The organism is Neptuniibacter sp. QD34_54 (genome assembly GCF_047778055.1).
Lineage (GTDB): Bacteria > Pseudomonadota > Gammaproteobacteria > Pseudomonadales > Balneatricaceae > Neptuniibacter.
Genome location: NZ_CP180546.1, coordinates 3,002,204 through 3,025,584, shown reverse-complemented (window position 1 = coordinate 3,025,584; position 23,381 = coordinate 3,002,204). Strand labels below are relative to the sequence as shown.

At 44.9% G+C, this 23,381-nt stretch carries 25 protein-coding genes; 16 read left to right on the top strand and 9 right to left on the bottom strand.

Annotated elements, in window-relative coordinates:
• The first annotated feature begins 127 nt into the window (after positions 1–127).
• From glnA to ACMXYP_RS13705, 6 genes are all read left to right on the top strand, one after another.
• Positions 128–1,534: a glutamate--ammonia ligase gene (gene glnA / locus ACMXYP_RS13730; RefSeq protein ID WP_415882203.1), complete on the top strand. Its 1,407-nt coding sequence runs from the start codon at positions 128–130 to the stop codon at positions 1,532–1,534.
• A 254-nt stretch (positions 1,535–1,788) separates the two neighbouring features.
• A complete protein-coding gene (glnL, locus tag ACMXYP_RS13725) occupies positions 1,789–2,871 on the top strand; it encodes a nitrogen regulation protein NR(II) (RefSeq protein ID WP_415882202.1) in 1,083 nt (360 codons plus the stop codon).
• A complete protein-coding gene (gene glnG / locus ACMXYP_RS13720) occupies positions 2,855–4,288 on the top strand; it encodes a nitrogen regulation protein NR(I) (protein ID WP_415882201.1) in 1,434 nt (477 codons plus the stop codon). The genes glnL and glnG overlap by 17 nt, the downstream gene beginning before the upstream one ends.
• Before the next feature lie 79 nt (positions 4,289–4,367).
• Complete coding sequence (trmL, locus tag ACMXYP_RS13715) at positions 4,368–4,838, top strand: tRNA (uridine(34)/cytosine(34)/5-carboxymethylaminomethyluridine(34)-2'-O)-methyltransferase TrmL (RefSeq protein WP_415882200.1); 471 nt, start codon at positions 4,368–4,370, stop codon at positions 4,836–4,838.
• A 66-nt stretch (positions 4,839–4,904) separates the two neighbouring features.
• Complete coding sequence (locus tag ACMXYP_RS13710) at positions 4,905–5,255, top strand: hypothetical protein (RefSeq protein ID WP_415882199.1); 351 nt, start codon at positions 4,905–4,907, stop codon at positions 5,253–5,255.
• A 97-nt stretch (positions 5,256–5,352) separates the two neighbouring features.
• Entirely contained in the window at positions 5,353–6,189 is an 837-nt protein-coding gene (locus ACMXYP_RS13705) for a M14 family zinc carboxypeptidase (protein WP_415882198.1), read from the top strand.
• A gap of 62 nt (positions 6,190–6,251) precedes the next feature.
• Here ACMXYP_RS13705 and secB read toward each other — a convergent pair whose 3' ends face one another.
• The 3 genes from secB to ACMXYP_RS13690 form a co-directional block, all read right to left on the bottom strand.
• Entirely contained in the window at positions 6,252–6,743 is a 492-nt protein-coding gene (secB, locus tag ACMXYP_RS13700) for a protein-export chaperone SecB (protein ID WP_415882196.1), read from the bottom strand.
• Between the two features lie 23 nt (positions 6,744–6,766).
• Positions 6,767–6,961, bottom strand: coding sequence for a glutaredoxin domain-containing protein (locus ACMXYP_RS13695; RefSeq protein ID WP_415882195.1), 195 nt, complete (start codon positions 6,959–6,961; stop codon positions 6,767–6,769).
• A 71-nt stretch (positions 6,962–7,032) separates the two neighbouring features.
• Positions 7,033–7,446: a rhodanese-like domain-containing protein gene (locus tag ACMXYP_RS13690; protein WP_415882194.1), complete on the bottom strand. Its 414-nt coding sequence runs from the start codon at positions 7,444–7,446 to the stop codon at positions 7,033–7,035.
• Positions 7,447–7,673: 227 nt separating this feature from the next.
• On the opposite strand from ACMXYP_RS13690, the gene gpmI reads away from it, so the two are divergent.
• From gpmI to ACMXYP_RS13670, 4 genes are read left to right on the top strand one after another with little or no spacing between them, the layout of a single operon-like run.
• Positions 7,674–9,224, top strand: coding sequence for a 2,3-bisphosphoglycerate-independent phosphoglycerate mutase (gpmI, locus tag ACMXYP_RS13685; RefSeq protein ID WP_415882193.1), 1,551 nt, complete (start codon positions 7,674–7,676; stop codon positions 9,222–9,224).
• Positions 9,225–9,280: 56 nt separating this feature from the next.
• On the top strand, positions 9,281–10,423 hold the full coding sequence (locus ACMXYP_RS13680; RefSeq protein WP_415882192.1) for a murein hydrolase activator EnvC family protein: 1,143 nt from the start codon (positions 9,281–9,283) through the stop codon (positions 10,421–10,423).
• Between the two features lie 19 nt (positions 10,424–10,442).
• On the top strand, positions 10,443–11,744 hold the full coding sequence (locus ACMXYP_RS13675) for a S41 family peptidase (RefSeq protein ID WP_415882191.1): 1,302 nt from the start codon (positions 10,443–10,445) through the stop codon (positions 11,742–11,744).
• 1 nt (position 11,745) lies between these two features.
• Positions 11,746–12,591, top strand: coding sequence for a divergent polysaccharide deacetylase family protein (locus ACMXYP_RS13670; RefSeq protein WP_415882190.1), 846 nt, complete (start codon positions 11,746–11,748; stop codon positions 12,589–12,591).
• 4 nt (positions 12,592–12,595) lie between these two features.
• Here the strand turns inward: ACMXYP_RS13670 and ACMXYP_RS13665 are convergent, their stop codons facing one another.
• The 5 genes from ACMXYP_RS13665 to coaBC all read right to left on the bottom strand — a co-directional run bounded on the left by ACMXYP_RS13665 (position 12,596) and on the right by coaBC (position 17,687).
• Complete coding sequence (locus tag ACMXYP_RS13665) at positions 12,596–13,378, bottom strand: sulfite exporter TauE/SafE family protein (protein WP_415882189.1); 783 nt, start codon at positions 13,376–13,378, stop codon at positions 12,596–12,598.
• A gap of 77 nt (positions 13,379–13,455) precedes the next feature.
• The gene (slmA, locus tag ACMXYP_RS13660) at positions 13,456–14,049 is read right to left on the bottom strand and encodes a nucleoid occlusion factor SlmA (RefSeq protein ID WP_415882188.1); all 594 of its coding nucleotides are present in this window, start codon (positions 14,047–14,049) and stop codon (positions 13,456–13,458) included.
• Positions 14,050–14,058: 9 nt separating this feature from the next.
• On the bottom strand, positions 14,059–14,958 hold the full coding sequence (gene argB, locus ACMXYP_RS13655; RefSeq protein ID WP_415882187.1) for an acetylglutamate kinase: 900 nt from the start codon (positions 14,956–14,958) through the stop codon (positions 14,059–14,061).
• Positions 14,959–15,023: 65 nt separating this feature from the next.
• Positions 15,024–16,412, bottom strand: coding sequence for a phosphomannomutase/phosphoglucomutase (locus ACMXYP_RS13650; RefSeq protein WP_415882186.1), 1,389 nt, complete (start codon positions 16,410–16,412; stop codon positions 15,024–15,026).
• A 42-nt stretch (positions 16,413–16,454) separates the two neighbouring features.
• Positions 16,455–17,687, bottom strand: coding sequence for a bifunctional phosphopantothenoylcysteine decarboxylase/phosphopantothenate--cysteine ligase CoaBC (coaBC, locus tag ACMXYP_RS13645; protein ID WP_415882185.1), 1,233 nt, complete (start codon positions 17,685–17,687; stop codon positions 16,455–16,457).
• 215 nt (positions 17,688–17,902) lie between these two features.
• On the opposite strand from coaBC, the gene radC reads away from it, so the two are divergent.
• The 3 genes from radC (at position 17,903) to rpmG (ending at position 19,206) form a co-directional block, all read left to right on the top strand.
• Complete coding sequence (gene radC / locus ACMXYP_RS13640; protein WP_415882184.1) at positions 17,903–18,577, top strand: RadC family protein; 675 nt, start codon at positions 17,903–17,905, stop codon at positions 18,575–18,577.
• 213 nt (positions 18,578–18,790) lie between these two features.
• Positions 18,791–19,027: a 50S ribosomal protein L28 gene (rpmB, locus tag ACMXYP_RS13635; protein ID WP_415882183.1), complete on the top strand. Its 237-nt coding sequence runs from the start codon at positions 18,791–18,793 to the stop codon at positions 19,025–19,027.
• A gap of 11 nt (positions 19,028–19,038) precedes the next feature.
• The gene (rpmG, locus tag ACMXYP_RS13630) at positions 19,039–19,206 is read left to right on the top strand and encodes a 50S ribosomal protein L33 (RefSeq protein ID WP_007023004.1); all 168 of its coding nucleotides are present in this window, start codon (positions 19,039–19,041) and stop codon (positions 19,204–19,206) included.
• A 70-nt stretch (positions 19,207–19,276) separates the two neighbouring features.
• Here the strand turns inward: rpmG and ACMXYP_RS13625 are convergent, their stop codons facing one another.
• Positions 19,277–20,860, bottom strand: a complete 1,584-nt coding sequence (locus tag ACMXYP_RS13625) for a cation:proton antiporter (protein ID WP_415882182.1) — start codon at positions 20,858–20,860, stop codon at positions 19,277–19,279.
• 133 nt (positions 20,861–20,993) lie between these two features.
• On the opposite strand from ACMXYP_RS13625, the gene mutM reads away from it, so the two are divergent.
• The 3 genes from mutM to ACMXYP_RS13610 all read left to right on the top strand — a co-directional run bounded on the left by mutM (position 20,994) and on the right by ACMXYP_RS13610 (position 23,377).
• Complete coding sequence (gene mutM, locus ACMXYP_RS13620; protein WP_415882181.1) at positions 20,994–21,806, top strand: bifunctional DNA-formamidopyrimidine glycosylase/DNA-(apurinic or apyrimidinic site) lyase; 813 nt, start codon at positions 20,994–20,996, stop codon at positions 21,804–21,806.
• Positions 21,807–21,818: 12 nt separating this feature from the next.
• Positions 21,819–22,751, top strand: coding sequence for an alpha/beta hydrolase (locus tag ACMXYP_RS13615; RefSeq protein WP_415882180.1), 933 nt, complete (start codon positions 21,819–21,821; stop codon positions 22,749–22,751).
• An 86-nt stretch (positions 22,752–22,837) separates the two neighbouring features.
• The gene (locus tag ACMXYP_RS13610; protein WP_415882179.1) at positions 22,838–23,377 is read left to right on the top strand and encodes a phosphatase PAP2 family protein; all 540 of its coding nucleotides are present in this window, start codon (positions 22,838–22,840) and stop codon (positions 23,375–23,377) included.
• Positions 23,378–23,381 lie beyond the last annotated feature (4 nt).

Here is a 23,381-nt window from a genome sequence, read left to right as displayed (position 1 = left end):
TAATTGTGGAGGAATGCTGGTTTTTATATTCTGGCACGCTTGTTGCTAAGTCCTAAGCCGATAATAAATTCTGATTTCTTGAGGCTGGCGCTGTTCGGCCTGGTAATTATTAAGTGGAGACAGTCAAATGTCAGAGAAGACTCTGAATCTGATCAAAGAAAGCAACGCTAAATGGGTTGACCTGCGTTTCACCGATTCTCACGGTAAAGAGCAGCATGTAACTATCCCTGTATCTGATATGGGCGACGACTTCTTTGAAGAAGGTAAAATGTTCGATGGTTCATCCATCTCAGGTTGGAAAGGTATTAACGATTCCGACATGATCTTGATGCCGGACGACAGTGCAACTGTACTGGATCCATTCTCTGAAGCAACGACTATCATCGTTCGTTGTAACATCGTTGAGCCGGCTACTGGCCAAGGTTATGAGCGTGATCCACGTTCTGTTGCTAAACGTGCAGAAGAGTACCTAAAATCTACAGGTATTGCAGATTCAGCTATGTTTGGTCCAGAGCCAGAGTTCTTCGTATTTGACGAAGTTAAATGGCACGCAGACATCTCTGGTTGCGGTTACACAATCGCTTCTGAAGAAGCTTCTTGGGCTTCTAGCCACAATGTTGAAGGTGGTAACACAGGTCACCGTCCACGTGTTAAAGGTGGTTACTTCCCAGTACCACCAATTGATTCTCTTCACGACCTACGTGGCGCTATGTGTGACGCGATGGAAGCAATGGATCTTGAAATTGAAGTACACCACCACGAAGTAGCAACAGCTGGTCAGTGTGAAATCGGTGTAGGTCCTAATACGCTTACTGCTAAAGCAGACGAAGTTCAGGTTCTTAAATACTGCGTACACAACGTTGCACACGCTTACGGCAAAACAGCTACGTTTATGCCTAAGCCACTAGTTGGTGATAACGGTTCTGGTATGCACGTTCACATGTCTCTATCTAAGGACGGTGTTAACCTGTTCTCTGGTGATGCTTATGCAGGCATGTCTGAAACTGCTCTTTACTACATTGGCGGTATCATCAAGCACGCTAAAGCGCTTAACGCTCTAACTAACTCTTCTACTAACGCTTACAAGCGTCTAGTACCAGGTTTCGAAGCGCCAGTTATGCTTGCTTACTCTGCACGTAACCGTTCTGCCTCAATCCGTATTCCATACGTGACTAATCCTAAAGCACGTCGTGTAGAAGCTCGTTTCCCTGATCCATCTGCTAACCCATACCTGTGCTTCGCAGCGCTTATGATGGCTGGTCTTGACGGTATCAAGAACAAGATTCACCCTGGCGATGCTGCTGATAAAGACCTTTACGATCTACCGGCTGAAGAAGCTGCTGAGATCCCACAGGTTGCTGCTTCTCTAGAAGAAGCTCTAGATGCTCTAGAGAACGATCGTGAGTTCTTGACTGCTGGCGGCGTATTCACTGATGACATGCTAGATGCATTCATCGAGCTGAAGCGTGAAGAAGTTGAGAAAGTTAACATGACTACTCACCCAGTTGAATTTGATCTGTACTACTCTGTATAAGTCTTAATTCTTCTTAAAAAAAGCCTCCCTTGTGGAGGCTTTTTTGTTTTTAAATCTTTCCCTTATGCACTTATTTAGTGACGTTTAAAATCTTAATAATATTTAATGCACTAAAATGGTGCGCTATCATTTTTAAGTAGCTACACTCAATATTAGAATAGTCAGTAATGGTGCTGCCTGAGAGCAATTTAGGGCAGGGGTGAAACTTGGTTTGCTTTTTGCAGAAGTAAACTTAAGTAAAAGAGTGTAGGTCGATGCCAGTAATAGATTTTCATAAACAGATAATAGAAAACCTTTCTACAGCGGTGGTTTTGCTGGATGGCAACCTTGATGTGGAATATGCCAATCCTGCGGCTGAGATGCTGTTAGAGGCGAGTTTACGCCGTTTGTCTCAAGTGTCTGTAGCGGAGTGGTTCTCACCAGAGGAGCAAGGCATTGAAGATCTGCGCGCTTGTATTGAAACTGGTCACCCTTACACTCGCCGTGAAGCTAAATTGGTGACTCAGAGTGGCAGTGTACTAACGGTTGATTATTCAATTAATCCATTGTTCTGGTTGAGCGGTCGACAGCTCCTGATTGAGATAGAAGCTAGAGACCGTTTGATGAGAATTGAGCGTGAAGAAGACCTTCTAACTCAACACGATACTGCCAGATCCCTAGTCCGTGGCATGGCGCATGAAATTAAGAATCCTCTTGGTGGAATTCGTGGTGCCGCGCAATTGCTAGAACGAGAGCTGCCAGATCCTGCGCTACATGATTATACCCGCGTAATCATTGAAGAGGCTGATCGTTTAAGGAACTTGGTGGATCGTCTGTTGGGGCCGCGTAAGTTACCTAAGCTTGAAGACGTTAATATCCACGCCATACTCGAACGGGTTTGCCAGCTAATTGAGGCTGAAACGAAGGGGGCTGTATCCCTGTTACGAGATTACGATCCGAGTATCCCTGAGTTTACCGGTGATGCAGAGCAACTTATTCAAGCGGTATTAAATATTCTGCGTAACAGCATGCAAGCCATGCAGGCTGCGGGAACCGCTGAGCCAACCATTCAGATTAAAACTCGGGCTTTCCGTCAAATTACATTAGGCGCAGAAAAACACCGTTTGGTGTGTAGTGTCGAAATTGTGGATAACGGCCCAGGAATTCCAGAAGAGATACTCAGTAAGATTTTCTACCCTATGGTAAGTGGGCGTGCAGAAGGAACCGGCCTTGGCTTGTCGATTGCGCAATCGATTATCAATCAGCATCAAGGATTGATTGAGTGTGAAACTCAGCCAGGGGAAACCAAATTTCAACTATTCATACCTTTGGAGATAAGTCATGAACCTGTCAGGTAAAATCTGGATTGTCGATGATGATCGTTCAATTCGTTGGGTGCTTGAAAAAGCAATGGCAGTAGAAGGGCTTCAAACCGAAGTTTTTGATAGTGCAGATGCTTTATTGGCTCAGCTAGAACGTGAAGTACCAGATGCCATCATTAGTGATATTCGCATGCCTGGAACAGACGGTCTGCAGTTGCTAGAGAAAATTCAAGAAACTCATCCACAAGTTCCGATCATTATTATGACGGCGCACTCCGATTTAGATTCTGCAGTTGCGTCTTATCAAGGTGGTGCATTTGAGTATTTACCAAAACCGTTTGATGTTGATGATGCTGTTGCACTAACCAAACGCGCTTTGGCACATGCGATTGAGCAACGAGAGCAGGTAGCTGAGCAAGCTGCTGAAGAAGGTACAGAGATTATTGGCGAAGCGCCTGCTATGCAGGAAGTTTTCCGTGCGATTGGTCGATTATCTCAATCCAATATCACGGTTCTTATTAATGGTGAGTCTGGGACGGGTAAAGAGCTTGTCGCGCACGCGCTGCATAAGCATAGCCCGCGTAGAGATAGGCCTTTCATTCCTTTGAATATGGCAGCGATCCCTCATGATCTGATTGAATCAGAATTGTTTGGTCATGAGAAAGGTGCCTTTACGGGTGCGGCTGCGGCTCGTCGTGGTCGATTTGAGCAAGCCGATGGCGGTACGCTTTTTCTAGATGAAATTGGTGATATGCCTGCTGATGCTCAAACACGTTTGTTGAGAGTGTTGGCCGATAGTGAATTCTATCGTGTTGGCGGCCATACCGCTGTGAAGGTTGATGTTCGTATTATCGCGGCTACCCATCAGGATTTAGAAAAGTTGGTAGCTGAAGGTCGTTTCCGCGAAGATTTATTCCATCGTCTTAACGTCATTCGTGTTCATCTACCCAAGTTAGCTGAACGACGTGAAGATATTCCGCGTTTAGCGCGCCATTTCTTGAGCATGGCTGCTGAAGAGCTAGATGTGGAGCCAAAGATACTTGCTACTGACACGGAAAGTTATATGTGTAATTTGGCATGGCAAGGTAACGTTAGGCAGTTGGAAAACACTTGTCGCTGGTTGACGGTAATGGCGACTGGCCGAGAAGTGCTTATTGATGATTTGCCGCCAGAGCTTATGCAGAGTAGTGAATCAGAAACAGCTGTGGCGGGTGATTGGGAATTGTCATTGCGCAATTGGGCTGATCAGCAGTTGGGGCTTGGTCATCGCAATCTATTGGATACTGCAGTGCCTGCTTTTGAAAAAATTATGATTGAGACTGCGCTCAAGCATACAGCAGGACGTCGACGCGATGCTGCAGAACTTCTGGGTTGGGGGCGTAATACTCTAACGCGGAAAATTAAAGAGCTGGGTATGGCCGAAGATAAAGGCGATGATCAGGAGGTTGCCTAAGTTATTCCTTTACAGCCATAACCACGTTTTTTGAATTCATATATAATCCCAGCAGCTTTTAAACTGCGGGGATTTTTTTATGCTTCATGTTGTCCTATTCGAACCTGAAATACCGCCAAATACCGGTAATATTATTAGGCTTTGTGCTAATACAGGTTTTCATCTTCATCTTGTTGAGCCTTTAGGTTTTGACTTTGATGATAAGCGGTTGCGTCGTGCAGGCTTGGATTATCATGAGTTTGCTGCAGTTAAAATACACCCTGATTTAGAAGCCTGCCTGGCTGAAATAGAGCCTAGAAAGGTTTGGGCGTTAACGACAAAAGGTAAAACCTGCTACACCAAAGCAGATTACCAAGCAGGCGATGTTTTATTGTTGGGGCCAGAAACTAGAGGTTTGCCGGTTGAGGTGAGAGAGAGCTTCCCTAGCGAACAGTGGTTGCGAATGCCGATGAAAGAGGCGAGTCGTAGTATGAACCTTTCTAATGCTAGCGCTGTTGTTGTTTATGAAGCATGGCGTCAACTGGGGTTTGAAGGCGCTATCGATAGTTAGTTTTAAAAGCGGTTCTACATATAGATACTTAAATGTTGCTATAACGACTATAGTGAAAGGAACTACATGACGGTCAGTAATTCTATGCAGCACGCTTTCATAGTGACAAAGATTGAAGCTTATTTAACCGAGCAGGCGGGTGAGGTTTTTAAACTGCATGTTACCGACTATAGGGAGCGTGCAGTATGGTTGTTAGGTCGGCTTGATCAGCAAGTAAATATCCAAACACTTAAGAACCAACAGCTTCCGGTAGTTCTGATCTCTGATCAATTAGAGTCTGGCAGTGAAGGTCAATTTCTTATCCCAGCAAGCTCGCTTGTAAGTATTGTGCCGTTGCCAGCAGCTTCATTGCAACAGGTCCTTGAATTAGGTCGTGCTGATGAAATACTGCAAAGTCTTTCCTTAAAATCATGCTAGAATGCGCTTTTGATTAATATGTGTACAGTTGAAAGTGTTGTTCGGTAAGTATATGTGGAAAAAATATAGCTCCCTTTTTCTTGGGAGTTTTTTAATCTTGATCTCTTCTTTGACTCATGGAACGAATCATCCAGAAGAGGTGACGAATGTCTGCAAGCAGGTTGGTAAAAAACTAGCCAGTGTTTCGGTTAAAGAATGTTTAAGTAATCCTTATCTTCCACCTCGTTTTTATTCAGTTCAAGGTCGTGCAATTTTAGAGGCACACTTTCAGGCATCAGAAGAAAATAAAGATGCACCAAGGGTTCTATTTATAGGTGGTATTCATGGTGATGAGTACTCAAGTGTTAGCGTAACCTTTAAGTGGCTTAATACCTTACGTAAACATCATAGTGGTGCTTATGATTGGTATTTCTTGCCGGTTGTGAATCCAGATGGCTTATTGCAGCGTAAGTCGAGCCGAGTAAATGCGAATAAGGTTGATTTGAATCGGAATTTTACTCCTGCACCAGAATTTCCAGAGCCTTTAGCTTATTGGCAAAAAAGTGCGAAAAAGCGTTTGCGCTATTTCCCTGGGCACGCGCCTTTGAGTGAGCCTGAAAGTCGTGTTATCCACAATTTAATTGATGAATACAAGCCGACGGTGATTGTCTCTGTACATGCGCCGCACGGAATTTTGGACTTTGACGGTGGTGTTCAACCGCCGCGTAAACTTGGGCCGTTGCACCTACGTCAGCTAGGGACATACCCTGGTTCTTTAGGCAACTATGGCTGGTTTGTTAAGAATATACCTGTGGTGACCATTGAGCTTCCATATGCTGGGATCATGCCACCGAAAAAGGATATTGATAAGATGTGGACGGATTTGGTGGGTTGGTTGAAGTATAAATCGAAACGCAACCGCAGTGAGTTGGCTGCATCTGAATCATCCAAATAGATAGATCCAAAAACAAAAAAACGGAGCCTAAAGCTCCGTTTTTTTATGCGACAACGATCAGCTTAGTGCTGAGCTTCACCTTGTGCAGCTTCTTGCTGGGCTTGAGCCATTTGCTGAGCATATAGTGCATCAAAGTTTACTGGAGCAAGCATTAGCGCTGGGAAGCTAGCTTTAACAACCATTGCGTCAATTGCTTCACGTGCATATGGGAATAGGATGCTTGGGCAGAATGCGCCTAGTGTGTGGTGCATCTCTTGCTCGCCTAGACCTGCGATAGAGAAAATACCTGCTTGTTGTAGTTCAACTAGGAATGCAGTTTTATCTTCGTTTTTAACCGTAACTGTTAGCGTTAGAGTTACTTCAAAAGCGTTGTCACCTAGCTGAGCAGTTTGAGTGTTCATCTCTAGACCAACTTCTGGCTGCCATGGGCTCATGAAAATTTCAGGAGCGTTTGGAGATTCAAAAGAGGCATCTTTAATGTATACGCGTTGTACCGCAAACTGAGGTCCCTGCTGTTCTTCTTGGGACGCTGTGTTCTGATCGTTCTCAGCCATGATTTATCCTTATTTTTTAATAATTAGTTTGCACTAAGTAGGGTGTCGAGCTTGCCTTGGTGTTCAAGGGCAAACATATCATCGCAACCGCCGATAGGTGCTTCGCCGATAAAAATTTGCGGCACAGTGTGACCTCCACTTAGTTCCGTCATTTCGCGACGTTTTTCTGCGTCGCCGTCGACTTTAATCTCAGTGTAAGGAACGCTCTTATGATCCAAAAGCATTTTTGCTCGGATACAGAAGGGGCACCACGCGGTTGTATAGATGGTAACTTCTTTCATCGTGATTATTACTTAACAATAGGAAGGCTTTGGCCTTTCCATTCGGTCATGCCGCCAGATAGGCGCACCGCATTTTCAAAGCCTTCAGCCTTAAGTTTGCGAGTAGCAGCGCTTGCTGCCTGACCTAAATTACATACAACGATAATCGGGCGTTGTTTGTACTTAGTTAGCTCGTCCATACGACGATCTAAATCAGAAAGGGGGATGTGCTTTGCATTGGTGATATGACCTGTTGCCCACTCTTTTTTAGGGCGGATATCAACGATGATCGCGTCTTCTTTGTTGATTAGGTTTGTTGCTTGCGCCGGAGTAACGGCTTTGCCTGCTTTACTACGTTCATAAAGAACGAACATCACTAGAGTTAAAAGCCAAGCACCAACCAAGAATGGGTGGTTGCCGATAAATTCGATAAATTGATCCATTTCTAATCCAAATAAGGTCTTACCTGAAGACCATTAAAAACTGTTGATCGACGATTGAGGAGCAATAGTATACCTCGCGATTTTTGACGGTATAAGGGGAAGACGTGGTGAAAATGATTATTTAGTGGCAATTATTCTGCTTCGGGCCTTCAATCGTTAGCCTTAAAGGGGCTTTCCAAGTAAAATTGGCGGCAATTTTATAACCGTTGCAACAGAATCCTACAGATATGACACAAACGCGCGCGACAAAAGCTTTGATCATCCTTGATGGTTACGGTGTAGAAAGTTCAGAATCTTCAGCAATTCAGGCAGCTAATACCCCGGTATGGGATGCACTACTTGCTGATAATCCAAATGCTCGAATCGAAACTTCAGGTATGGCTGTTGGCTTGCCGGATGGACAGATGGGTAACTCAGAAGTAGGCCATATGAACATTGGCGCAGGGCGCACGGTTTATCAAAACTTCACGCGTATCTCTAAAGCGATTGAAGATGGTGATTTCTTCGATAACGAGACGCTAGTGAACGCGATGGATGCTGCCATTTCGCAAGACAAAGCGGTTCACATTTTGGGCTTGTTATCTCCAGGTGGCGTTCACAGCCATGAAGAACATATCTTTGCGCTGTTAGAGATGGCTGTTAAACGTGGTGCGAAAAAGCTTTATGTTCATGCCATTTTGGATGGTCGTGATATGCCGCCTCGTTCTGCAGAACCATCGATTCAACGTACGGAAGCAAAGCTAACCGAACTCGGTGTAGGTTCCATTGCTTCTGTAGCGGGTCGTTATTTTACAATGGATCGTGATAACCGTTGGGATCGCGTGCAGAACGGTTACGATGCAATGACTATCGGTCAAGCGCCTTGCAAAGCTGAATCTGCCATTCAAGCGCTGAATGAAGCTTATGCGCGTGATGAGAACGATGAATTTGTTCAAGCAACAGTAATTACGGATGCTACTGGCGAAGCGAAAGGTCTAGTTGCTGACGGTGATGCGCTAATCTGCGCAAACTTCCGTCCTGATCGCGCTCGTGAGATTACTCGCGCATTTACTGAAGGTGGCAGCTTTGACGGTTTTACACGTGAAAAAGCTCCAGAGCTAGCTGCATATGTAATGATGACTCAGTATGCATCTGATATTGATGCTGCCTGCGCTTATCCTCCGCAAGCTATTCGAAATGATCTAGGTGAATACCTATCTGGTTTGGGCAAAACCCAACTGCGTATCGCTGAAACTGAAAAATATGCTCATGTGACTTTCTTCTTCAATGGCGGTCAGGAAGAAGTATACGAAGGTGAAGATCGTATTTTGGTTCCTTCTCCAGATGTTGCTACTTATGACTTGCAGCCTGAAATGAGTGCGCCGGAAGTGACTGAAAAGTTAGTTGATGCGATTAAGAGTGGTAAGTATGACCTGATCGTTTGTAACTATGCGAACGGTGATATGGTCGGCCATACCGGTAAATTTGATGCGGCTGTTAAAGCTTGTGAAGTTGTTGATGACAGCGTTAAACAGGTACTAGAAGCGCTTCGCGAAGTCGGTGGTGAAGCATTGATAACAGCTGATCACGGCAATGTTGAGTTGATGGTTAACCCAGAAACAGGCCAGCCTCATACATCTCACACTATCTGGCCAGTGGCGTTGATTTACGATGGCCCGCGTGCAGAAAATCTCAAGCTAGAAGACGGTGCACTGTGTGATTTAGCACCAACCCTGCTGTCCTTGATGGACATTGAAGTGCCTGCTGAAATGACAGGCAGATCTTTAGCATCCTTCTAAAGAGGCTTTGAAAAGGGATAACTCGTTTATCCCTTTTTATTTTGTGCATAAAAATTATGGTGCGATCTTTACCTGCCTTTATCTTCATACTGTTTAGCTTGCTTGCGTCATCTGTAGTGTTGGCAGAGGACAAACAAGCATTAACTGAAAAGCAGATAAAGCAGCTCAATTCACGTATAGCTTCCTTGCAAAAAAACATGCGTTCGCAAGAGGGCGAATCTCGTGAATTGAGTAAAGAACTCCGTGACAGTGAAGTCAAAATTGGCAAGTTAGCCCGTCAGATCCAATCACTGGATAAGCAATTGAGTGGTCTTGGCTCTCACGCTGATTCCCTTGAAAAGAAGCGAGATGCTTTAAAAGTCGAGCTTAAGAAACGTTCTGAACTAATCGCTAAACAGATAGCCCAGCAGTATAAAATGGGCAACCAAGCGCGCCTACAGCTACTGCTTACTCAGCGAGATCCTGAAACTTTAGATCGAGCTATTCGCTATTATGACTTTGTAAATGAAGAGTTGCGGCAGGACCTAATTCTTTTCAAAACCAAACTGGCGGATCTTTCCGGAACTGAATTAGAGTTAACCGATACCGAGCAAAAAATGGTCCTCAAGCGCGAAGAATTACGTAAAGAGGTCACTGCTCTGAGGGCCTCTCAAGCGAAGCGAAAAGATACCCTTGCTCGGCTAACAAAAGCCCTCTCCACAGACAAAAAGAAACTTAAGCAGCTCAAGCTGGACCAAAAGCGTTTGCGTGCGGTGCTTACTGAAATTGAGAAAAGTTTAAACTTCGCCACGCTTGTTAAAGACGATAAAACCTTTAAACAATTAAAAGGTAAGCTGCCTTGGCCGTTAAAAGGTAAGGTAAAGCAGAATTATGGTACTGTCAGAAATAATATCCGCTATGATGGAATCTGGATTCAGGCGTCAGAAGCTCAGCCTGTAAAAGCGGTTCATCATGGGCGCGTAGTATTTTCAGATTGGCTTAGAGGTTATGGTTTAGTATTGATTATTGATCATGGCTCAGGTTATCTAAGTTTGTATGGTTATAATCAAAGCTTGTTATTAGAAACAGGCGATTGGGTTGCCGCGGGTGATACGATCGCAACGGCAGGGCAAAGTGGGGGCCGTACTCAAACAGGTCTTTATTTTGCGGTTCGTTATAAAGGTAAGCCGAGTAATCCAAAAAGCTGGTTGAAGCGCTAACATTATTAGGGAAGAAATTATGAAGTCAGTTTTATGTTCGGGCGGGTTCAAACGTACCTTGCTTGGTATAGTTGTTAGTTCGCTTGTCTCTTTCCCGCTTTATGCTGCTGATCCAAAGCCTGTAGATACTTCTGCTGTCACAGACGAAAAAGTATTGCCCTTAGATGAACTTCGATTATTCACTGAAGTGTTTCAGCGTATTAAATCCTCCTATGTTGAGCCAGTTGATGATGCGCGTCTGCTTGAAGATGCTCTGCGAGGCATGATTGCAGGGCTAGATCCCCATTCTGCGTATTTAGAACCCGATGAATTTGAGAGTCTGCAAGCCAATACCAGTGGTGAATTTGGTGGTTTAGGCATCGAAGTGGGCTCTGAAGATGGCTTTATTCGTGTTATCACGCCTATTGATGATACGCCAGCTCAACGTGCTGGGGTTAAAGCGGGTGATTTGATTACTAAGCTCGATGATACGCCTGTACAGGGTATGCCGCTGAGTGAAGCTGTAGAGCTAATGCGGGGTAAGCCGGGCAGTAAACTCCTGTTGACCATTGTACGTGAAGGCGAAGAAAAACCGCTGGAGATTGAAGTTGTAAGAGACATTATTCAAGTGGCGAGTGTTAAAAGTCGCATGTTGGATGAGGGGTTCGGCTATCTACGTGTTTCCCAATTTCAAGTAGATTCAGGAAAAGAGGTTAACAAACACCTTAAGCGCTTGATGAAAAATGATCTGAAAGGTGTTGTCTTGGATCTTCGTAATAACCCAGGTGGTGTATTACAAGCGGCAGTGGATATCAGTGATACTTTCCTAAACGATGGCCTGATTGTTTATACCAAAGGTCGTTTAGCAGATTCTGAGCAGCGCTTTAGTGCGACTAGCGATACTTTACTTCCAGAGCTTCCACTTGTTGTCCTGATTAATGGCGGTTCGGCATCGGCTTCAGAGATTGTTGCGGGTGCGCTTCAGGATCAAGAGCGTGCGGTTATTATGGGAGTTGATAGTTTTGGTAAAGGCTCGGTTCAAACGGTTCTGCCTTTAACAAAAGAGCGTGCGCTAAAAATTACTACGGCTAGATACTACACCCCCAATGGCCGTTCTATTCAGGCACAAGGCATCAAACCAGATATTGAGGTTAATGATGCTGAGTTAACCTTGCGCGAAGGCGGCCCTGAATATTTGAAAGAAAAAGATCTAAGTGGCCATCTTGAAAATGGTGAGAAGAAGGCTGCGGAAGAAGCGAAAAAAGATAATCTAGCAGCAAGAGATTATCAGCTATACGAAGCTTTAAACTTGCTAAAAGCTTTGGCGATTGTGCGTAAGTGATATGCAGTTTTTTAGACGGATTTGCTCAGCGATCATTACTCTTGGTGCTTTAGTTAGCCCGAGTTATGCCGACCCAGTATTCAAAGATAATCAGCCGGTGATGGCAATTGTTATTGATGATATTGGTGATAACCGTAAAAAAGGTTTGGCTGCGATCAACCTTCCAGGTGCGATTACTTATGCATTTCTGCCTCATACCCCACACTCCTATGATTTAGCGGAGATCGCATATAAGCAGGGGAAAGAGGTTATATTGCATGCGCCAATGCAAAATAAAGCGGGACTTCGCCTAGGGCCTGGCGCGTTAACTGAGCAGTTGTCTAGGAAAGAGATTCAGCAGGTACTACATAATAGCCTTGATTCGATCCCCCATGTAGTTGGAATGAATAATCACATGGGAAGCCTTCTGACTGAAAATCGTCAAAAGATGAAAGAGATTATGGCTGTGGCAAAACAGCGTAATATCTTCTTTATTGATAGCGTGACAACCGGGCGAAGTGTGGCTTGGAAGGTAGCCCATGAGCACCAGATTCCCTATCTAGTTAGGGATGTTTTTTTAGATAATAAGCAGAATTGGAATTATATCCACAACCAGTTCAAGCAAGCTTTAAGTTTAGCAGTGACTCAGGGGCATGCTGTCGTAATAGGGCATCCTTATCCAGCAACAGTGGAGTATTTATCTGAAGCACTGCCTATTCTCGAGCAATTAGGTATCCGCTTAGTGTCGGCGTCTGAGTTGCTTAATATTCGATCTCGCACTCAGTTGCTAATGGCTCAACCGAAAGTGGAGCCTTGCGATAGTAGCGAAGGGCACTGCCAAACTTTACCGGTTGCGATTAAACATTAAGGCTTTAGAGAACCATTAATATTCCGATCCCATCCCCCGTCAGTTTTATTCCTACTAGAACTGTGAGCGTTTCGAATGCTCTTTTTATCAGCTGATTACCTTGAGTAATGGCTAAATGTGCACCTGTATAAGAGCCGATAGTGGCGCCGATCAACAGTGCAGGTAACCATTCCCAACGAGGATCTACCTGTAATGCTACGGTAATAGCGCCGGTGGAGTTCCAGAACAAACCTACCAGAATCAAGACATAGGTGACGGCTGTTTTGTAGTCTAGACCGAACCAGCGAACGAGCCAGAGTGTTACAAATAAGCCAGTGCCTGAAGTCAAAGAGCCGTTTAAGGCGCCAATAACGAACAGTACACCGCCCCCAATGATCAGCCCTAACCGATCTCTGTTACGAGGTTCTGCGGTAAGTCCAAGCGCTTTTTTGCGGAAGGAATAGATGCCCAATCCAGCCGTTAATAGGCCTAAACTGAGTATGGTCCAACCTTCGGGAATATCGATGATGATATCAGCCCCGATAACCACGCCGGGCAGGCCGCATAGTAATATAAATCCACAGAACTTGTAGTCCAGCTTACCTTCACGCAGGTGCCTAATGGTTGCACCAATACCTAAGGCCACGCTGGCAATTTTGTGGGTGGCTAGTGCTGTATTGAAACTTAAGCCAAGGAATAGCAGTACGGGGAGTTGCAGCAAGCCTGCTCCGCCTCCGGCCATGGCTGATAAGGTATTAGCGAAAAATGAGAGAGCAAATAATCCGCCGTGTTCAATAAGTTGATCCATGGTTGTGCTGGTGGCCCCGTGGGAATAAAAAAGGGGAAGCTAGCTTCCCCTTAAAGAGTCATTGTGCCAAACGTAAATTAGGCAGGACGAAAAGCGCCGGCAGCAATTCGCGGCCATTGCTCGCTCCACTGCTCTGTCGGCGTTCTTCGGAACTCTGTTCTTACGAATTGACGGATGCGACCTTCGCAACACGCAAGCATCAAGTTGGCAGTTGCGCCAGCAGTAGTTTCGGTACGTAAGCCTTCTTTGACTTCTGCTTCGCGTAGGATCTGTTTGATTTGCGTTTCTAAGCGTTCGAAGAATTGGTTGATACGCTGTCTTAAGCGATCTGTTTCGCCGGTAAGGGCATCACCTGTAAGTAGTCGGGCCATACCTGGATTGCGTTCTACAAAAGCTAGCAATAAAGTAAGTACTTGCTCGCATTGTTTGATTGCGCTTGGTTCAACTTGTGTGATCGCAGTAACGCGACTAAAAACTGTATCTTCGATAAAGCCGATAAGGCCTTCAAACATGCGTGCTTTACTTGGAAAGTGGCGATAAAGCGCTGCTTCAGATACACCTACTTCTTTAGCTAGGGCTGCAGTTGTAATTTTTTGCCCTGGGTTTTCCAGCATGCGAGCAAGGCTTTGAAGAATCTGTTCGCGGCGGGATACTTTGACTGTTTCGCTCATGGTTCGTCCTTATCCGCGGTTGGTGATCAGAGTACCAACACCTTCATCGGTAAAGATTTCTAGCATGCAGGAGTGTTCTACACGGCCATCAATAATATGAGAGCTGTTTACGCCGCTTTTAACTGCGCTTAGTGCACAGCCGATTTTAGGCAGCATACCGCCGTAGATTGTGCCATCTTCAATTAGATCATCTACTTGTTTGGTTGTTAGGCCGGTTAGGATATTGCCGTCTTTATCCATTAAGCCTGCAATATTGGTCAATAGAATCAGCTTTTCAGCTTGCAGTACTTCAGCAACTTTACCAGCAACTAAGTCTGCATTGATGTTGTAGGACGCGCCGTCTTCACCCACACCAATCGGTGCAATCACAGGAATAATGTCGGAGTTAACCAACATATCTAGCACCTTAACGTTAACGCTTTCTACTTCGCCTACGTGGCCAATATCGACGATCTCCGGTGCTTCCATCTCAGGTGTTTTATGTTCAACACGTAGCTTTTTAGCACGTAGAAGTTGACCGTCTTTACCTGTTAAGCCAATAGCTTGGCCGCCGTTATTGTTGATCAGGCCAACGATCTGTTTGTTTACCGCGCCGCCCAATACCATCTCGGCAACGTCCATTGTTTTGGAATCGGTTACACGCATACCGTTGATGAAGTGTGATTCGATTTTCAGATCTTCTAACAGTTGTCCGATCTGCGGGCCGCCTCCGTGTACAACAATTGGGTTAATACCAATCAGCTTCATCATCACAATGTCACGGGCAAAGCTGTTTTGCAGCTTTTCATCAATCATGGCGTTACCGCCATATTTGATGACAATTGTTTTGCCGACAAAGCGCTGAATATATGGCATAGCCTCGCTCAATACATGAGCGGTAGTCATGGCATCTTTACGTGTTAGAGGCATAGTCTTTCCTTAAAATTATTATATGAGTGCACCGATTTAATCGGTGCACTCCTGCCGTTTGGGCTTTATTCGTGTGGGATAACGAGACTGTTATCCACTTCATGTAGCTTTTGCTCGAAATCGTTTCGGATACGCAATAACGCATCGTTTGTTTCTGCTTCAAAACGAAGAACAAGCACTGGTGTTGTATTGGATGCGCGAACTAAACCCCAGCCATCAGGGTAGTCGACGCGTACACCATCAATATGGTTGGCAGTACCGCCTTCAAAGTGTTTTTCCTGAAGGGCTGAGACAATATCGAATTTGTTTTCGTCGGTAACTGTGATGTTTAGCTCTGGTGTGCTTACATCTTCAGGGTATTGAGCGAATAGCTCTTCAACGGTTTGATCTGTATTCGCCAAAATTTCAAGAAGACGTGCTGCACTGTATAGCGCATCGTCAAAACCGTACCAACGCTCTTTAAAGAAGATATGACCACTCATTTCGCCGCCAAGCAGTGCGCCGGTTTCTTTGATTTTTTGTTTGATCAAAGAGTGGCCTGTACGCCACATAGTCGCTTTACCGCCTGCTTCGGTAATCACTTTGGCGAGTAGGCGTGAGCATTTTACGTCGAAGATGATTTCTGCGCCTGGGTTGTGCTTAAGGATCTCTTCAGAGAACAACATCATGATGCGATCTGGATATACGATATTACCTTCGTTAGTGATGACGCCTACGCGATCGCCATCACCGTCAAATGCTAGGCCTAAATCCGCACTCGTCTCTTTTACCTTCGCGATCGCATCGATAAGGTTTTTCGGTTTGCCCGGGTCTGGGTGGTGATTAGGGAAAGTGCCATCGACTTCACAATAAAGCGGGATAATCTCGCAGCCTAATTGTTCAATCAGCTTAGGCGCTAGCTCAGCTGGAATGCCGTTACCGCAATCGACAACGACTTTTAGTTTTTTATCTAGTTTGATATCCGAAAGGATGCGCTCAAGGTAGCTTTCACGGATATCTAAATCGCGTTTAGAGCCTTCGCCGTCTGAATAGTTTTGCTCAATGATACGTGTTTTAAGGGCTTGGATTTCATCGCCAGACAATGTGTGGCCGTCGATCATCATCTTAAAGCCGTTGTAATCAGCTGGGTTGTGACTACCTGTGATCATTACGCCTGTGCACTGACTATCCTGATGTGCTGCATAATAGAGGGTAGGGGTTGGTACATAGCCTGTATCTATGACCTGGCAGCCGCCATCTATTAAACCTTCACTAAAGAGTTGTTTAAGGTGCGGGCTGGATAGGCGGCCATCGGCAGCCACATTAACGTTTTCAACGCCTTGTGATTTTGCTTCGGCAGCAAAAGCTCTGCCTAGGTGATAGACCGTGTCATCTGTTAAGGCTGAACCTACAATGCCTCGGACATCGTAAGCACGGAAAATTGCGTGGTCTAGAGAGTTTAGAGGGTAACGCATGTTAATCCTTTAATGTTCACAAAGTTTGAAATCCAAAATAAGTTATGCAGTTTCGATCTCTTTTTCCGTTACTGCACTTCCATGATACTGAGCTGCAATCTTTTCGATCAGCTTGCTGGCTAACTGGCGCTTAGAGGCTTGGGGTAAGGTTTCAGTTGTTGTCGCTGAAATAACCGTAACCGCATTTTCGTCGCTGTTAAAACCAATATCTGAGCGAGAAACATCATTTGCGATGATGAGATCGAGGTTTTTACGCTCAAGTTTGCTTTTGGCGTAGCTGATAACATCACGTGTCTCTGCAGCAAAACCCACCGTAAATGGTTTTGGTGAACTATTCGCTACAGTGGCAACAATATCTGGGTTTTTAACCAGATGAAGTTCCATGATCTCTTCTGAGCCTTTCTTTATTTTGTGTTCAGCTATAGCCGTAGGGCGGTAGTCTGCTACTGCCGCCGCTGCGATGAAGATGTCGCATAGAGAGAGATCTTCCAGAGAGGCGTTAAGCATCTCTTCGGCGCTTTCCACTGACGTTCTGCCAATGCGAGCCGGTGCAGGAAGATTTACAGGGCCACTAATTAATTTAACTTTAGCACCCGCTTCCATTGCAGCTTCTGCAAGAGCGTAGCCCATTTTTCCTGAGCTATGGTTGGATATATATCGCACAGGGTCTAATGGTTCTCGGGTAGGGCCAGCGGTAATAAAGACGGTTTTACCTGTCAGGCTACCCCGGTCAAATTGGGCTGCTGTTAGTTCTGCTATCTCTGTTGGTTCTAGCATACGGCCTGGACCAGTATCGCCACAGGCTTGCTCACCTACACCTGGTCCAAATAGTTTGAGGCCACGAGATTCCAGTGTTGTTGCGTTCTTTTGTGTGCCTTCGTCACGCCACATTGCTTGATTCATCGCTGGGGCTAAGCAGATAGGTGCATCTGTCGCTAGGCAGATCGTTGTTAGTAGATCATCGCCTTGGCCTGAGGCTAATCGAGCCATAAAGTTCGCACTTGCTGGCGCAATCAGGATCAAATCAGCCCATTTAGCTAATTCAATATGACCCATGCCTGCTTCTGCTTCGGCATCAAGAAGATGCTGGTGGACGGGATTACCTGAGAGAGCTTGTAAAGTCAGTGGGGTAATAAACTCGGTTGCAGAGGCTGTCATTACAACGCGAACTTCAGCACCGGCTCCTTTGAGGATTCGAGTTAACTCTGCGCTTTTATAAGCTGCAATACCGCCGGTGATTCCAAGAATAATTTGTTTGTTAGTAAGTCTCTGCATACTGGCTAACTACTGTAATCTTTGCGTTTGTAGCGTCGGTAATCTAAATGACGCTGAAATAAAAAGGATCGATACCATACCATTTTCAAGTAAAGTTTCGTAGATTGTATGGCGTTAAATTAATGCAATTCATCAAGGATGATGACTCTTCTCAAGGTTTGAAAGCCTTTGCTTCGTGAGTGGCAAATAGAGAAGAGATAAAATGGAGACCTCTTATGTCTATTTCGCATTGGCCGGAAGCCGAGCGACCTCGGGAAAAGCTTTTGCTTCAAGGCGCGGCTTCGCTGTCAGATGCCGAACTCTTAGCTATCTTTTTACGCACAGGGGTAAAAGGTAAAAGCGCGGTGGATCTGGCTCGCGATTTATTAACTACATTTGGTTCTTTACGCGCGCTTCTCGAAAGTGATGAAAAGGCTTTTTGTTCCGCGCATGGCTTAGGTTCTGCAAAATATGCCCAATTGCAGGCTGTTTTGGAAATGAGTCGCAGGCATCTACAAGCCTCTATTGAAAAAGGAGATGCGATGGAGAGGCCGGAGCAGGTGAAAAATTATCTGGCTTCGCAACTGCGTCATCATCAAAGAGAGGTGTTTGCTTGTCTCTTTCTGGATAACAAGCACCGCGTACTTAAATATGAAGCGTTATTCTTTGGTACGATTAACGCAGCGGCAGTCTATCCCCGCGAGGTCGTCGCAAAAGCATTGGAGCACAATGCTGCTGCGGTCATTCTTGCTCATAATCATCCATCTGGGGTAGCGGAACCAAGTATGGCCGATCAGCACATAACAGAACGACTCAAAACCGCATTGGAGATGATCGAAGTTAGAGTTTTAGATCATATGATTGTCGGGGATCTTGAGATCGTTTCGTTTGCTGAACGGGGATTATTATAAAAGTTATTAAGTGCTGGTGAATGTGTATGCTCTTGTGTATAATTCGCGGCCTTCTATCCATACTCCGGTACGGTATCTTGTCTAGTTACGGGACGCTCCGCCTGAGAAACGGTTTGGACTCTGGAGAGTACAGAGGTTTTTCCTTATATCGTTTCAATAAAAAAAGAGAATAAAGGATAGATTCGTAACCCTTAATTTTAAAGGCTTTATAATATGTCTAAAGTTTGCATGGTAACTGGTAAGCGTCCAGTTACAGGAAACAATGTTTCCCACTCACAGCGTAAAACACGCCGTCGTTTTCTTCCAAACCTGCACTGGCACCGTTTTTGGGTAGAAAGCGAAAACAAATTCGTACGTCTACGTGTTTCCTCTAAAGGTATGCGTATTATCGACAAAAAAGGCATCGACACAGTTCTAGCTGAAGTTCGTGCTAACGGCATCAAAGTTTAAGGAGCTGAATCATGGCTAAAGGCGCACGCGAAAAGATCAAGCTAGTTTCTTCTGCTGGCACAGGTCACTTCTACACTACTGACAAAAACAAGCGTAACACTCCTGAAAAGATGGTGTTCAAAAAGTACGATCCAGTAGTTCGTAAGCACGTTGAATACAAAGAATCTAAGATTAAATAAGATCTTACTTTCTTCTAAAAAACCCAGCCTAGGCTGGGTTTTTTATTGTCTGCTGTTTAGCAACCGCAGATTACTCTGCGGCTGCTTTAGGATGGTTTATTAACTGTAAGCTCTCTTCGGCGAAACCGAAGCCCGCTTCTGTATAGAAGTTGAAAACAGTATGAATGCCGCCATCAACGAGTTGTTTATGTTCATCTGGGAAGCGGGCAATTGCAGCAATCTCCCCAGGGTAGTTAGCGCTGTGCAGCTGTTCAGCAATGTTGAGACTATCCTCTATCGAAGGCAGTGCAAGCAAGACTAGTTTGATGTTTTTGACATCCATATTGCACCAAAGGTCGGCATCCTCACCATCACCATAGAAAACGTGTAATCCTTTGTTTTGGAATTTCTGAATACGGCTACGGTCTGCATCCATTCCCCAAACTTTATCCCCAACAATGCTATGCAGGGCATTGAAAGCGCCTTTTCCGACACGACCAAGTCCGATCACTAATATTTCAGAATCTTTCGGCTGAACAAAGATATCGCTTGGAAGAGGAGTGTTTGATTCGTAACTTTTAATCTTCTCTTTATGGCGTAAATAAAAGGAGTGCGCAGAACGGTAGACTACACTGGTTAGGATAAATGATAGTGAAACAGCAAGCGCTAGAATGACCAACCACTCTTTACTTAGCCAGCCGCTATCTACACAAAGATAAGCAACAATTAATCCGAATTCACTGAAATTACTCAGTGCTAAGGCACATAGATAAGACGTTCGTCCGCGAAGATTCAAGCGGGTGAAAATTCCAAAGAACATGATGTATTTTAATGGAATTAGAACCGCAAGGATCGCTGCCATGCCTAGCATTGACCAGTCAGGTAAGGCTGTGAACCCTATAGATAGGAAGAAGCCAATCAGGAATAGATCTTTAAAGCTTAAGAGGGACTTAGTTAATTCGCTCGCTTTAGGGTGAGTGCTTAATAACATGCCGAAGACAAGTGCTCCTAAATCGCCTTTCACACCTACTAGGTTAAAGAGTTCATAACCGCCTAGTGCTAGGAAGAAGCCGGCCAAAGGCAGCAATTCACCATGGCCTGCACGCATGAGTAAATGATTTAGCAGAGGTCGAACGAAGACTAAACCGAGTAAGCCTAGAGCCCATATTGATGGGATTTTCCCCGTGGCGGCCACAAGGAACAGAACGGCAACAATATCTTGCATAACCAAGACGCCAATGGCGAGTTGACCATGCCTTGTTTTCATCTCACCGCTTTCCTCTAAAAGCTTCACGATACATACGGTACTGCTGAAGCTAAGGGCGAAGCCGATCAGAGCAGCAGATTTAAGGTCTAGATCTGAAAAGTACGGAATTGAAAGGGTGGCGAGCAGTATAAATGCAGAGCCGGCTAAAAGTGTCCAGAGTGTCATATGGGACAGTGTGCTGGCCCACACTTCTGTTTTTAATAGGTCTTTTACATTTAACTTCAGGCCGATAGTGAAAAGCATCAAGGTGATACCTAGGTCAGCCAAGGTTTGTAAACTATCTACTGGTTCAACACCAATAAAGTGCAGGAAGAAACCTGCAAATAGGTACCCTATAAGAGGGGGCATCTCAATCAATCGCAGTGTGTAACCGCAGACGAATGCAAATAAGATCCAGATAAAATCCATTGAGTACAAATCACCTTACTAAATTAGACCTAGAATGTAGCATAGCTTGACTAACGTCGGCATTGAGATAGGCCCTTAATTCATTGATTTTATGTTAGTCTAAGCGTTCAATGTTGTATTACAGTTGAAATTCATGCCTGAATTGCCAGAAGTAGAAACGACCTGTAGAGGCATTAGCCCTCATGTTAATCAGCAGAAAGTAACCCGCTTGTTGATCCGCAATCCTAATCTTCGTTGGCCTATTCCTGATTTTCTTGCTGATGAGGTAGAAGGACAGGTGATTGAATCTGTTGGTCGCCGCGGAAAATATATTCTTCTCAAAATATCTACCGGCGAAGTGATGGTGCATCTGGGGATGTCAGGTAGCTTAAGAATTGTTGAGCAAGATGAGCCCGTACTTAAACATGATCATGTGGATTTCTGTTTCGGGAATGGCAAGGCTTTGAGGCTGACGGATCCGCGTCGTTTTGGCTCTGTTTTGTGGCAACCGCTTAATGAACACCATGAACTGCTATATAAGTTAGGCCCAGAGCCTCTTTGTGAGCAATTTGATGCTAAGCACCTTCATGCGATCTGCGCTGGACGTAAAGCGGCTATCAAACAAGTGATTATGGATAGTAAAGTCGTGGTTGGGGTTGGGAATATCTATGCCACCGAAGCGCTCTTCCTGTCAGGGATCGATCCGAGGCGAGCAGCCGGTAATATCTCTTATGAACGCTTAGCGTGTTTAGTTGAGAATATTAAAAAAGTGTTGGCTGCCGCAATTGAGCAAGGTGGTACAACGCTGAAAGATTTTGTAGGTGGCGATGGTAAACCGGGCTACTTTAAGCAAAAGCTCAATGTTTATGGGCGAAAAGGGGAGCCTTGTGTACAGTGTATGGCTCCATTAACAGAAGTACGCTTGGGGCAGCGCTCCACAGTGTTTTGTAAACACTGCCAGCGATAAGTTGAGTTGATTATGAGTGTTCAAATCAGACCGCCTATTTTGTCCCAAGAAGGTTGTAGCTTACGTGTTGATCTGCGTGACAAGCTGAATTTAGAGCAATTTTTAAAACACCGTACAGCTTTTTGTGTCGGTGAAAGTGCTGTTCATTGTGAGTTATATGAATGCGCGCCAGATGCACCAACCATTATCTTTTTACCGGGAATTGGTACTTATTGTGAACTCTATGCAGAGCTGTTGTGTAAGCTATCTCAGCAAGGGTTTAATGTTATTGGTGTTGACCCTCTTGGGCATGGCTATTCAGGGGGCTCTCGAGGTCATTACACTGTAGATGAGATGTGTAATGCTGTATCGGACGTTTTGGATGTATTGCAGCAGCGCTTTAAGGGCCCATTTGGTGTTTACGGATATTCAATAGGTGCATTGCTTGCTGTTGCAGCAGCAGAAAAGGATGAGCGCCTATCTACAGTCCTTTGCGGGACGTTATTGGTGCCTGATTTGGCCCCTGATTTAACTTATAGAATGGGCTGGAACTGGACGTGGGCATCTTCCTTAATGCTTCCAGGATATAAAGTGCCACTAAAATCTTTCGTTGATTTTGAGCAGCTGTTAAAGGGGCACCCTGCAGGTGCCGCAATTAATAATGATCCATTGATAGTGTTTGATTACCCTCTTAAAACTTTATCTAGTCTGTTTAATCATCGTTGTAATATCGTAAATAGGGTGCATCGTTTCTCTGCTGCTATTTTGCATGGAGATAAAGATGAGGTATTACCTGTGAGTTATTCTCAGAGAGTGATGAATTATTGTGAGCAGCCCATGGAGTTGTTGGTAATGAAGCGCCAAAGTCATATGGTGCCTTTATTGCAGCCTGACCTAGTTGTGACCATGGCCGCGCAATGGTTTGAGCAGGAATTTTCTAAAGAGATGGCTGCTGCCGTTTTGTAATTGAACTGTCAAAAAGTATTCATTGAGCTGTCACCTAGTACTTCCATCATCTGAAAGCATGATGAAAGTATTGGGAGATACTGACAATGAGTGCTATTCGACTAGTAACAGCGTTTGATTTACTCACCTTTAATTGGTGTTTGGGCCTTCCTAAAGCAGCTCAAATTGCTTCGGTAAGTCGGCAAGTTTCTCGATTAGGTGATGGTGTTTTATACCTATTCATTGGCTTTGCCCTTGCTCTTTTTGAGCAGCAGTTTGGTCTTTTGTTTTTGTTGGTGGGGCTATTTGCTTATGCCATTGAACTGCCGCTCTACCTTATTCTTAAAAATACTATAAAGCGTGATCGGCCTTGTGATTCGTTGCCGTTTGAAGCTTATATCGTCCCGTCTGATAAATTTAGCTTCCCATCTGGTCACTCTGCTGCTGCGTTTGTATTTGCTGCGCTTGTCGCACATTTTTATCCTGAATTTGCGGTTGTATCCTATGTTTTAGCTGTCGCTATAGGTATGTCTCGGGTTCTTCTTGGTGTGCACTATCCAACAGATATTCTAGCGGGCGCAGTACTGGGCTTAAGCTCTGCAGCTGCTGCGATTTCGCTAATTCCTTTCTTGTCCTTGATGGTCTGAGCTG

Coding starts and splice junctions, on each gene's coding strand:
- glnA (WP_415882203.1), top strand. CDS start 128: ATGTCAGAGAAGACTCTGAATCTGATCAAAGAAAGCAACGCTAAATGG.
- glnL (WP_415882202.1), top strand. CDS start 1,789: ATGCCAGTAATAGATTTTCATAAACAGATAATAGAAAACCTTTCTACA.
- glnG (WP_415882201.1), top strand. CDS start 2,855: ATGAACCTGTCAGGTAAAATCTGGATTGTCGATGATGATCGTTCAATT.
- trmL (WP_415882200.1), top strand. CDS start 4,368: ATGCTTCATGTTGTCCTATTCGAACCTGAAATACCGCCAAATACCGGT.
- ACMXYP_RS13710 (WP_415882199.1), top strand. CDS start 4,905: ATGACGGTCAGTAATTCTATGCAGCACGCTTTCATAGTGACAAAGATT.
- secB (WP_415882196.1), bottom strand. CDS start 6,743: ATGGCTGAGAACGATCAGAACACAGCGTCCCAAGAAGAACAGCAGGGA.
- ACMXYP_RS13690 (WP_415882194.1), bottom strand. CDS start 7,446: ATGGATCAATTTATCGAATTTATCGGCAACCACCCATTCTTGGTTGGT.
- gpmI (WP_415882193.1), top strand. CDS start 7,674: ATGACACAAACGCGCGCGACAAAAGCTTTGATCATCCTTGATGGTTAC.
- ACMXYP_RS13680 (WP_415882192.1), top strand. CDS start 9,281: ATGGTGCGATCTTTACCTGCCTTTATCTTCATACTGTTTAGCTTGCTT.
- ACMXYP_RS13675 (WP_415882191.1), top strand. CDS start 10,443: ATGAAGTCAGTTTTATGTTCGGGCGGGTTCAAACGTACCTTGCTTGGT.
- ACMXYP_RS13670 (WP_415882190.1), top strand. CDS start 11,746: ATGCAGTTTTTTAGACGGATTTGCTCAGCGATCATTACTCTTGGTGCT.
- ACMXYP_RS13665 (WP_415882189.1), bottom strand. CDS start 13,378: ATGGATCAACTTATTGAACACGGCGGATTATTTGCTCTCTCATTTTTC.
- slmA (WP_415882188.1), bottom strand. CDS start 14,049: ATGAGCGAAACAGTCAAAGTATCCCGCCGCGAACAGATTCTTCAAAGC.
- argB (WP_415882187.1), bottom strand. CDS start 14,958: ATGCCTCTAACACGTAAAGATGCCATGACTACCGCTCATGTATTGAGC.
- ACMXYP_RS13650 (WP_415882186.1), bottom strand. CDS start 16,412: ATGCGTTACCCTCTAAACTCTCTAGACCACGCAATTTTCCGTGCTTAC.
- coaBC (WP_415882185.1), bottom strand. CDS start 17,687: ATGCAGAGACTTACTAACAAACAAATTATTCTTGGAATCACCGGCGGT.
- radC (WP_415882184.1), top strand. CDS start 17,903: ATGTCTATTTCGCATTGGCCGGAAGCCGAGCGACCTCGGGAAAAGCTT.
- rpmB (WP_415882183.1), top strand. CDS start 18,791: ATGTCTAAAGTTTGCATGGTAACTGGTAAGCGTCCAGTTACAGGAAAC.
- rpmG (WP_007023004.1), top strand. CDS start 19,039: ATGGCTAAAGGCGCACGCGAAAAGATCAAGCTAGTTTCTTCTGCTGGC.
- ACMXYP_RS13625 (WP_415882182.1), bottom strand. CDS start 20,860: ATGGATTTTATCTGGATCTTATTTGCATTCGTCTGCGGTTACACACTG.
- mutM (WP_415882181.1), top strand. CDS start 20,994: ATGCCTGAATTGCCAGAAGTAGAAACGACCTGTAGAGGCATTAGCCCT.
- ACMXYP_RS13615 (WP_415882180.1), top strand. CDS start 21,819: ATGAGTGTTCAAATCAGACCGCCTATTTTGTCCCAAGAAGGTTGTAGC.
- ACMXYP_RS13610 (WP_415882179.1), top strand. CDS start 22,838: ATGAGTGCTATTCGACTAGTAACAGCGTTTGATTTACTCACCTTTAAT.